The sequence below is a fragment of the Streptomyces sp. NH27 genome, assembly GCF_056859195.1.
Genome location: NZ_JACEGK010000341.1, coordinates 1 through 8,592 on the forward strand (window position 1 = coordinate 1; position 8,592 = coordinate 8,592).

8 protein-coding genes and 1 pseudogene are annotated in these 8,592 nt (G+C 70.4%); 4 read left to right on the top strand and 5 right to left on the bottom strand.

Annotation, left to right across the window (positions count from 1 at the left end):
- Both AC13HU_RS24820 and AC13HU_RS24825 read left to right on the top strand, forming a co-directional pair.
- Positions 1-172, top strand: a pseudogene (locus AC13HU_RS24820) (deferrochelatase/peroxidase EfeB); the annotation flags it as partial.
- 143 nt (positions 173-315) lie between these two features.
- Positions 316-2,208 (top strand): phospholipase C, encoded by a 1,893-nt coding sequence (locus AC13HU_RS24825; RefSeq protein ID WP_483044157.1) that lies wholly within the window; start codon positions 316-318, stop codon positions 2,206-2,208.
- A gap of 121 nt (positions 2,209-2,329) precedes the next feature.
- Here AC13HU_RS24825 and AC13HU_RS24830 read toward each other — a convergent pair whose 3' ends face one another.
- The 3 genes from AC13HU_RS24830 to AC13HU_RS24840 form a co-directional block, all read right to left on the bottom strand.
- Positions 2,330-3,841: an FAD-binding oxidoreductase gene (locus AC13HU_RS24830; protein ID WP_483044158.1), complete on the bottom strand. Its 1,512-nt coding sequence runs from the start codon at positions 3,839-3,841 to the stop codon at positions 2,330-2,332.
- 428 nt (positions 3,842-4,269) lie between these two features.
- On the bottom strand, positions 4,270-4,932 hold the full coding sequence (locus tag AC13HU_RS24835; protein WP_483044159.1) for a GntR family transcriptional regulator: 663 nt from the start codon (positions 4,930-4,932) through the stop codon (positions 4,270-4,272).
- The gene (locus AC13HU_RS24840; protein WP_483044160.1) at positions 4,929-5,456 is read right to left on the bottom strand and encodes a peptide deformylase; all 528 of its coding nucleotides are present in this window, start codon (positions 5,454-5,456) and stop codon (positions 4,929-4,931) included. The genes AC13HU_RS24835 and AC13HU_RS24840 overlap by 4 nt, the downstream gene beginning before the upstream one ends.
- 25 nt (positions 5,457-5,481) lie before the next feature.
- Between AC13HU_RS24840 and AC13HU_RS24845 the strand changes: the two genes are divergently transcribed.
- Positions 5,482-6,393: a threonine ammonia-lyase gene (locus tag AC13HU_RS24845; RefSeq protein ID WP_483044161.1), complete on the top strand. Its 912-nt coding sequence runs from the start codon at positions 5,482-5,484 to the stop codon at positions 6,391-6,393.
- A gap of 272 nt (positions 6,394-6,665) precedes the next feature.
- Here the strand turns inward: AC13HU_RS24845 and AC13HU_RS24850 are convergent, their stop codons facing one another.
- Positions 6,666-6,788, bottom strand: coding sequence for a hypothetical protein (locus tag AC13HU_RS24850; protein WP_483044162.1), 123 nt, complete (start codon positions 6,786-6,788; stop codon positions 6,666-6,668).
- A 55-nt stretch (positions 6,789-6,843) separates the two neighbouring features.
- The gene (locus tag AC13HU_RS24855; protein WP_483044163.1) at positions 6,844-7,302 is read right to left on the bottom strand and encodes a MarR family winged helix-turn-helix transcriptional regulator; all 459 of its coding nucleotides are present in this window, start codon (positions 7,300-7,302) and stop codon (positions 6,844-6,846) included.
- 128 nt (positions 7,303-7,430) lie between these two features.
- Here AC13HU_RS24855 and AC13HU_RS24860 point away from each other — a divergent pair.
- On the top strand, positions 7,431-8,592 hold a 1,162-nt coding region (locus AC13HU_RS24860), incomplete at its 3' end, for a DHA2 family efflux MFS transporter permease subunit (protein WP_483044164.1).

Genomic DNA, 8,592 nt, shown 5'->3' on the forward strand with positions numbered 1-8,592 from the left:
GATCTTCATCTGCTACCAGCAGGACCTGGAACGGCAGTTCACCGCCGTGCAGAAACGGCTGGCCGGCGAACCACTGGTCGACTACATCACCCCGTTCGGCGGCGGCTACTTCTTCGCACTGCCCGGCGTCAAGGACCGCACCGACTGGCTCGGCCGCGGCCTGCTCACCTGAGCGCGCGCCGTCGGTGGATCGTCTCCGGCGGGGACACGCGGCCCGCCGGGGCATTGTCATGTTCGGCCCAATGGGACGATCATGTACGGCAGGTGAACATTCATCGACGGCACGCCGAAGAGCACTGCGGAGGCTGACCAGGTATGCGTGGGACGAGCGGTACGACCAGAAGACCAGCGGGCTCGCGGCTACGAGCGGCGCGCTGGGGGGCATTGGCGGGATCAGCGGCGCTCGTACTGCTGGGCGGCGCCGCGCCGGCCGGGGCCGACGCGGCTCACCACGGGGGCGGCGGCGCGACCGCCACCCCGATCAAGCACGTGGTCGTCATCTACGACGAGAACGAGTCGTTCGACCACTACTTCGGCGCGTATCCGGTGGCGGCGAACACCGACGGCACACCGTTCACGGCCGACCGGCACACGCCCAAGGACATCGACACCGCCCGCCACGCGGGGCTGCTGACGAAGAACCCGAACCAGTACACGCCGACCCGGCTGAGCCCGTCCCAGGCCGTCACCTGCGACCAGAACCACTCGTACGGCCCGGAGCAGTACGCCGCGAACGGCGGCAAGGCCGACCAGTACGTGCAGAACACCGAGACCAGCAAGTGCTCGGGCAACCTCTTCGGCGAACCCGGACTGGTGATGGACTACTACGACGGCAACACCGTCACCGCACTGTGGAACTACGCCCAGCACTACACACTCGGCGACAACTCCTTCAGCTCGGCGTACGGCCCGTCCACCCCCGGCGCGATCGAGCTCGCCTCCGGCCAGACGCACGGCGTGATCTCGATGGACCCGTCGACCGGCACCGAGAACCCCAAGCAGACCGCCAGCCCCGACCCGTACGCGGTCGTCTCGCCGGACGCCAAGGGCGTCGGCACCATGATCAACGACCCGGACCCGGCCTATGACGACTGCGCCGACAACAGCCACACCAGCACCAACGCGCTGGCGGCGCTGACCGGCAAGAACATCGGCGACCTGCTCAACGCCAAGGACGTGTCCTGGGGCTGGTTCCAGGGCGGCTTCCGCCCGTCCACCCCGTGGGACGGCAAGCAGGGCGACTACGCCAACTGCCAGGGCAGCACGCACCCCAACGTCGGCGGCGCGGCCTCGGTCGACTACAGCTCGCACCACGCCCCGTTCCAGTACTACAAGTCGACGGCGAACCCGCACCACCTGCCGCCGAAGAACGTGGCGGAGATCGGCCACAACGGCCAGGCGAACCACAACTACGACCTCACCGACTTCTCCGCCGCCCTCTCGGCGGGCAGGCTGCCGGCCGTCAGCTTCCTGAAGGCCGCCTCCTACCAGGACGGGCACGCGGGCTACTCCGACCCGATCGACGAGCAGCACTTCCTGGTCGGTGAGATCAACGCCATCCAGTCCTCCCCGCAGTGGCAGGACACCGCCGTCGTCATCGCGTACGACGACTCCGACGGCTGGTACGACCACGTCTACGCCAAGGTGGCCAACGGCTCGAAGGACATCACGGTCGGCTCCAACGGCAAGTCCCTCGACAGCCCGGCGTGCCAGGGGGGCCCGGCCGCCGTGGGCGGCTACGCCGACCGCTGCGGCCCCGGCACCCGCCAGCCGCTGCTGGTCATCTCGCCCTACAGCAAGGTCAACTCGGTCGACCACACCCGCACCGAGCAAGCCTCGATCACCCGCTTCATCGAGGACAACTGGCACGCGGGCCGGATCGGCGACGCGTCCTTCGACACCCGCGCGGGCAGCCTGACCGGCGCCTTCGACTTCCGGCACCCGAACGACCGTCAGGTGCTGCTCAACAGCGACGGTTCGGTGAAGTCCGACCGGCACCTTCACCGCTCGGCCGCCGTGGCGGCCGCCGCGAACTCCGCGTCGGCCGGATCCACCGGCGGCGGCAACTCGGCCGCCACCCAGGACTTCTCGGGGTCCGGGAGCGGCTCGGCGGCCCTGCCGCTCGGGATCACCGCCGGTGTACTGCTGGTCGGCGGCGGCGCGCTGTACCTCGCCCTGCGCCACCGTCACGCGGGCACCTCGTCCTGAGTCGCAGTTCACGGCGGCGGACATCCGCGAGTTGACGTAGGACATAGACATAGGACATGGACGTAGAACGTCGCTGAGCCCCCTCACCGGTCGAATCGGGAGGGGGCTCGGTTGCGGTCGGTCAGCAGAACGCGGGCGGGACGCTCTGCTCGTACTGGAAGACGTTGCGGGGGTCGTACTTCGCCTTGATCGTGCGCAAGCGGTCGAAGTTGCCGTCCCAGTAGGCGGTTTCCCAGTCCTGCATCCCGACATTCGGGACGTTGACGTAGGCGCCGTTCACGTAGGGCCGCAGCGCCTGGCTGAACTCGGCGATCCACGCCTGGGCCACCGGGGTCAGCTCGTCGCCGCTGCCCGGGACGCCGCGGGTGCCCCAGCCGGCACCCGGCTCGGAGTAGAAGAGCGCGTCACGGTGCGGGAACGAGGTGCCGCCGCGGGGGCTCCGCCGGACCGCGCCGCCGAATGCCTGGGCGAAGAAGTTGCTGTCGTCGGTGGGCGCGTCCCGCATGAACCGGGCAACGACGTCGATCGCCTCCCGCGGGAACGGCTTGTAGGTGAACTGCGAGAAGAACTTCCAGTTCGCGGGTTCGTCCGCGGTCGGGATCTGGAATCCCGCATACACGTCGCCCCAATTGCCTACCTCGGTCGTGACGTTGGGGCTGCCGATCGAGAGGATCGGCGCCAGCAGCTTCTTCGCCTCCTCCGGGGTGCCCTCCGCGAGAACCGCGAAGAGCAGGATCTGGTTCCGGTGGATCTCGAGCTGGGTGCCCAGACGGTTGTCGGTGTGGGGTGCCGTGCGCTGATAGGTGTCGAAGATCCCTTTCAGGTCCCCGATGCCGTCCCACGTCGCCGTCAGGTAGGTGACGCTCGCAAGTGGGGCCACCTTGTAGGTGAGTCGGGTGACGATCCCGTAGTTGCCGTTGCCCGCGCCACGCAGAGCCCACAGCAGGTCCGAGTCGTTGTTCAGGTCCGCGTTGATCACCTTGGCGCATTCGGCGCCCTCCGCCACGACGACCTCGGCGCCGATCAGGCTGTCACAGGCCATGCCGAGGTACCGGGTGAGGAATCCGAGACCGCCGCCGAGCGTCGCGCCGGACAGCCCCACGGTGCCCTCCGTGCCGGTCGTCACCGCGAAGTTCTGCTTGGCGAGCGTGGTCACCGCTTCCAGCTGGTTGAGCCCGGCGCCGACCGACGCCGTACGGGCGCCGGCATCGATGTCCACCGACTTCAGCTCGCTGACATCGATCACGATGCCGTTGTCCACGTTGGACCAGCCCTCAAGGCAGTGGCGGCCGCTGCGCACCCGCAACGCGACGTCGTGCTGCCGCGCCCAGGTCAAGGCGTTCACCACGTCCTGGGTGTTCTGGGCGTAGACGATGACCAGCGGATAGTGCACGAACAGTTCGTCCCAGCCGATGCTCGAGTCGGCGTAGTCGGGATCCTTTGGACGCACGATGCGACCGGTCAACTGTGCCGGCGGGCAACTACCGCCCTCGGACGCCTCGGACGCCTCGCTCGCGGCACTCGCGGCACTCGCGCTCGGCGCCTCCAGGGCCCCGACGCCCGGCACGACGACCGCACCGGCGCCCGCAGCCGCCGTCGCCCTGAGCAATCCGCGCCGGGAAAAGTCGTTCATGGTCCATGTCCTCTCGACCGCCTGCGGACGCGAATTGCCCTTTATCGGGCCATTCGGGAGGAATGGACAGTAACAGGCGGTGACCACGTTCACGTGCTCCAACACGCTCGCAGCCGTGCCGGGAGACCTGGCATGAGTACGTACGACGTGGAGGAGACGGGCGGGACGGAGCGGCAGGCGCTGTTGGACTTCCCGGGCGCCGGGGCGCTACAGGCGGCGGGCCGGGTCGAGCCGCCGTCGGCGCAGGCGCCGGCCCGGGCGCCGGCGGCGGTCGAAGGAGCCGTGCGGGAGGACCCGGGCCGGGCTCCGCGCCGGTACGCGGGGAAGGACGCCGTGGTGACTCCGTTGCGGAAGCGCCGCCGTGCTCCGTTGGAGAGCGCCCCGATGTCGCCGACCGGCCGGCGGGGCAAGGGAGTTCGCCGGCACGGTCATTCCAGCCACTTCAGGATGCGGTCCTTGCCCGCCTGCCAGTGCCGCTCGACCAGGACGGCGGCCGCCGCGCCGCCTCCTTCGGCCAACGCGGCGAGAATCGCGCGGTGTTCGGCGTCGGGTCGGTGACGCAGCGGGGTGTGGTGCATGTAGGCGATCTCGTAGCGGGAAAGGCTGTTGCGCAACTGCCCTGTGAGCGAGCGAAGATGCTGGTTCCCGCCGAGCTCGACCAGCGCCGCGTGGTACCCGGCGTCCAGGCTACGGCGCCGGACGGGGTCGTCGCAGCGCTCCAGTTCGCCCAGCTGCTCCGCCAGTTGCTCGGCCGCCTCCTCGGGCAGGCGGGCCACGGATCGTAGGGCGAGCGACTCCAGCGCGGCGAGGACGGGGTAGAGCTCCGCGCATTCGCGGGCGGTGAGTCCCTTGACGACGAAGCCCTTGGCGAGCGCGGAGTCCACCACTCCCTCCGCCTGCAGGCGCAGGAGCGCCTCCCGCACGGGCGTGCGTGAGACACCCAGGGTGCGGCTGAGAGACGCCTCGGTCAGGGCCGCCCCTGGTGCGAAGTGGCCGGTCGCGACGAAATCGACGATGCGTGCGTAGGCGCTCTCCCGCAGCGGTTCGCCGCGGGTGATGGGCTCTGGCGTGCTGGTCGGGTGGAGGATCATGAGTGGTACGGGCTTTCGTGTCGGTGGCGCTGCTCGAACTCCGCGCGCATGCACAGGGTGCGCGTCTCGGTCATGCGGTCGACGGCGAGGTGGCCGTCGAGGTGGTCGATCTCGTGTTGCAGCAACTCTCCCAGGTCGCCGTCCGCCCGCAGGGTGTGGGAGTGCCCGTCGGGCGATCGGTACGTCACGTCGATCCAGGTGTACCGGCGCACGGTGCAGAAGAACTCCAGCGCGAAGCTGAGACAGCCGTCCCACACCTCCCACGTCGCGTCGGCGTGGCCGGTGATGCGGGGATTGACGAGCGTCCACGGCTGGTCGAGCCGGCAGTGGACCACCCGCACGCCGTGGCCGATCTGCGGTGCGGCGATGCCCCGGCCGTAACCGGTGCGCTGCTGCCAGTCCGCGAGGGTGTCGTCGAGGTCGGCGATCAGCGCCATGCCCCGAGCGTCGAGGGGGAAGGGAAGTGCCTTCGCGGGAGCGCGGAGCAACGGATGGCCGGCCAGGAGGGTTTGCTGTATCGCCACCTGTCTATCGTATACAATAGGCGCCATGGTTTCCGTTGAAGGTATCGAAGAAGCCAGCCGCACCATCGACCCCCTCTTCCGTGACACTCCACAGTTCCAGGACGACGAACTGAGCGCGGCGCTCGGCCGTCCGCTGTGGGTCAAGGTCGAGACGGTGAACCCGCTGCGCTCCTTCAAGGGCAGGGGAGCCGACCACTACATGCGTTCCCTGCCCCGCGGCCGGCGCGTGTTGTGCGCCTCGGCGGGCAACTTCGGCATGGCCCTCGCCTGGGCCGGGCGCCGCCACGAGATCCCCGTCACCGTCTTCTGCGCGCACGACGCCAACCAGGCCAAAGTGACGCGGATCCGCCGGCTGGGAGCCCAAGTGGTCCTCACCGGAGCGGACTTCGACGACGCCAAGGCACAGGCCGAGCAGGAGGCCGCGCGAAGCGGCGAGGTCACCTACGTCGAGGACGGCGACGAGCCCCGCATCGCGGAGGGCGCCGGCACGATCGGCTGCGAGCTGGCCCCCGTCGCTCCCGAGGTACTCCTCGTCCCGGTGGGCAACGGCGCCCTCGTCAACGGCATCGGCACGTGGATGAAAGCGCGCTCCCCCCACACGCGCGTCATCGGGGTGTGCGCCGCGGGCGCTCCCGCGATGGCACTGAGCTGGAAGGCCGGCAGCGTCGTCACCACGCCCCGCACGGACACCCGCGCCGACGGCGTGGCCGTGCGCGTGCCGGTGCCGGCCGCCGTGCACACCATGCTCGACGTCGTCGACGACATGCTGTGCGTGGACGAAGCCCACATCGCGCATGCGGCCGACCTCGCCCGCACCCACCTGAGCCTGACCCTGGAGCCGTCCGGCGCTCTCGCCCTCGCCGCGGTTCTCCAGCACCGCCTGCCCGCCGGCAGGACAGCGGGAGTCCTCACCGGCGCCAACCCGTGGTCCCTGTGATCCCTGTGATCCTCGGCAGGGCGGAAGCCGGCGTGTCGCGCGGCACGCACCAGTAACTACGGTGCGCCGACGCGGACATGCCTCCAGCCTGCGCTCGCTGGGCGCTGCGCCGGCCGACCCGGCGGACCGTCAAGCCCCGTCCGCTCGCCGGTCCGAGGGAACCGGGCTTCGGGTGTCCGCGTATCGGAGTGCTGCTCGACACCCGCGGGCTCACCGAACTCGTCGTGCTCCAGGCCGGTTTCAACGCCGGGCTGCTGACGCCCGCGACTCGGCTACGTCGTACCGGCCCTGGTGACGACCGCCGCCACCGGTCCCGCCTGCGCCGCGGTCGACCGGGCGTCGAGCCGCGCCCCTGTGGTGACGCCGTTGCCGGAGACCGGCTGACGCAGCATCATCGTTCGGCGGCGGCCGTCCACATGCGGGCCGGCGCGGGCGTCCTCCCCGCGGTCCTCACTCGTGGGGCACGTCCAGCGCTCGGAGCACCAGCCGGTGGAGCGTCTCCCGCTCGTCGGCGTCCAGCCGCGCCAGAGCCGCGTCGGTCGCCTCGTGTACGAGGTGGGCGCCGCGTTCGAGCGTCCGCACCCCGCCCGGTGTGATGGACAGCGCGTAACGCCGCCGGTCGGCAGGGTCGGGCCTGCGCCGGACGGTGCCCTCGCCCTCCATCACGTCGAGCAGCCTGACCAGGTCGCTGCGGTCCATCTGCAGCAGGTCGGCCAGCTCGCGCTGCGACATGTCGCTGTACTCCGTCAGGCACAGCAGCACGAAGTGGGCCTGCGCGGACAGCCCGTCCCGTGCGAAGGCGCTCTTCATCCCACCCCGCATCTTCCGGCCCAGGTGGGAGAGGGCGAATCCCGGCAACTGCATCAGTACCGGCGGGCGTGGCCCGGTCGACCGAGAGTTCGACGTCATCACCGCACCCTAGACCATCCATGGGAAAACCCATGGAACAGCCAGTGCTTTGATGGGAATATCAATAGTAGGGTTTCCCACGTATCTCGATCTGCCACTGCCCGAACGCCCGGCGAGCGGAGCCGACCTTGACCAGTACGACCCAGTCCTCACCACGCCCGCCGGACACGCTGCCGAAGGTCCCCGCGGAGGTGTGGCGCGTCGCGGCGGTGGTGATCACCGGCTCGTTCATGTCCACCCTCGGCTCATCACTGGTCAACGTCGGCCTCAAGACGATCGCCGGGGTGCTGCACGCCCCGCTGGGCAACGCCCAGTGGGTGGCCACCGGCTACCTCATCGCGTTCGCGGCCGCGCTACCGGTCACCGCGTGGCTCAGCCGCCGGATGGGCGCCGGCCGGCTCTGGCTGTGCGCGCTGGCGGGATTCACCGTGGCCTCCGCCGCCTGCTCCCTGGCGCCGAACCTCGGCACGTTGATCGCCCTGCGCGCCGTCCAGGGGCTGTGCGGCGCCCTGCTCGTGCCGACCGGCCAGACGGTGATCGGCGAGATCGCGGGGCCCGAGCGGATGGGGCGGGTGCTGAACGCCACGAAGATCGTCGTGGTGCTCGGTCCCGTCATAGGCCCCACGATCGGCGGGCTGCTCATCCGGTCGCTGTCCTGGCACTGGCTGTTCCTGGTCAATGTCCCGGTCGGCGTGGTCGCCCTCGCCCTCGGCGCCCGGCTCGTCCCGAGGGGCGTCCCCGCCAAGGGGCGCCCCTTCGACTTCGGCGGCTTCCTGCTGATCGCGGCGGGACTGCCGCTGGTGCTCTACGGCATCACGATCGCCGAGCGCCAGGGGCTGACCGACACCCGGGTGCTCGCCACCCTGCTGTCCGGGATCGCCGCGATGGCGCTGTTCGCCCGGCGCAGCCTCACCGTCGCCACACCCGTGCTCGACCTGCGGCTGTTCCGCAACCGCGTCTACACGGCCGCGACCACCTCGGTGTTCTTCACCGGCGCCGCCCTGCTCGGCACGATGATCCTGCTGCCGCTGTACTACCAACTCATCCGCCACGAGGGCGTGGTCGCCTCGGGGCTGCTCATGCTCGGCATCGGCTGCGGGTCCGCGCTGTCCATGCCGTTCGGCGGGCCGATCACCGACCGGGTCGGCGGCGGCATCGTCTCCGCGGCCGGCCTGACGCTGAGCCTGGCCGGTGTGCTGCCGATGGCGTTCCTCGACGCCCACACGGGGTACCAGATCCTGCTGCCGCTACAGGCCGCCGTGGGCTTCGGCCTCGGGCTGTCCGCCATGC

Bases quoted from the DNA above. Each gene is read 5' to 3' on its own strand.
- AC13HU_RS24830 (WP_483044158.1), bottom strand. From the start codon at position 3,841: ATGAACGACTTTTCCCGGCGCGGATTGCTCAGGGCGACGGCGGCTGCG.
- AC13HU_RS24850 (WP_483044162.1), bottom strand. From the start codon at position 6,788: ATGATGCTGCGTCAGCCGGTCTCCGGCAACGGCGTCACCACAGGGGCG.
- AC13HU_RS24855 (WP_483044163.1), bottom strand. From the start codon at position 7,302: ATGACGTCGAACTCTCGGTCGACCGGGCCACGCCCGCCGGTACTGATG.
- AC13HU_RS24835 (WP_483044159.1), bottom strand. From the start codon at position 4,932: ATGATCCTCCACCCGACCAGCACGCCAGAGCCCATCACCCGCGGCGAA.
- AC13HU_RS24825 (WP_483044157.1), top strand. From the start codon at position 316: ATGCGTGGGACGAGCGGTACGACCAGAAGACCAGCGGGCTCGCGGCTA.
- AC13HU_RS24845 (WP_483044161.1), top strand. From the start codon at position 5,482: ATGGTTTCCGTTGAAGGTATCGAAGAAGCCAGCCGCACCATCGACCCC.